Origin of the sequence: Amycolatopsis speibonae, assembly GCF_042647925.1 — a bacterium.
In the GTDB taxonomy this organism is placed as follows: Bacteria; Actinomycetota; Actinomycetes; order Mycobacteriales; family Pseudonocardiaceae; genus Amycolatopsis; species Amycolatopsis speibonae.
Window position 1 is genome coordinate 1 of record NZ_JBHRWK010000131.1, and the last position, 579, is coordinate 579.

General features: G+C 63.9%; 1 protein-coding gene. It reads left to right on the plus strand.

From position 1 onward, the window contains the following. Positions 1 to 74: 74 nt before the first annotated feature. Positions 75 to 579, plus strand: a 505-nt coding sequence (locus tag ACFOSH_RS42460; RefSeq protein WP_378247212.1) for a hypothetical protein, incomplete at its 3' end; no start/stop codon positions are given.

The following is a 579-nucleotide window of genomic DNA, read 5'->3' on the forward strand; positions in this document are numbered from 1 at the left end:
GGGGGTCGGGCTCTGCTGGTGATCTTTCGCAGGCGCGGGTGTATGAGGTGTTGTGGCCGGGGGAGGGGGGTGTCTTGCGTGGTGTGCCGTATGTGGCGGCGGATGTGGGGGTGATTGTTGGTGGTGGTGCTGCGGAGTTGGTGGCCGCGGCGATGTTGTTGCCGAAGGAAGCCGGTGTGCATGGGGTGGTGTTGCTGGATCCCGGTGTTCGTGATCTGGTCGTGATCAAGCATGCGCTGTTGGCTTCGGGGTGGAACGGTCGTGACGCGGTCCGGTTGTTCGCGTCTGAGCACGGTGGTCTGGCGCGGTTTGCTGTTGATTTGCGGCAGTGGCTTGGTGGTGTCGCGGTGGCGCATCCGATCGATTTGTTGTGGTTTGGGGTGTCGGGGCCTGGTCCCGCGGCCCGGGTCGGTTCGCTGGATGACGAGGACGGCGTGCCGGTGCCGGTTTGGCGTTATGCCGAGGATGGTGGCTGGCTGTGGCAGGTCTTCAAGTCGGGGCAGCATCCCGACGGCTGGGCCGAAGGGAATTATCACCTTCCTGCGCCCGTTTCCGATGATGGCCTTGTTCTTGGTCTTG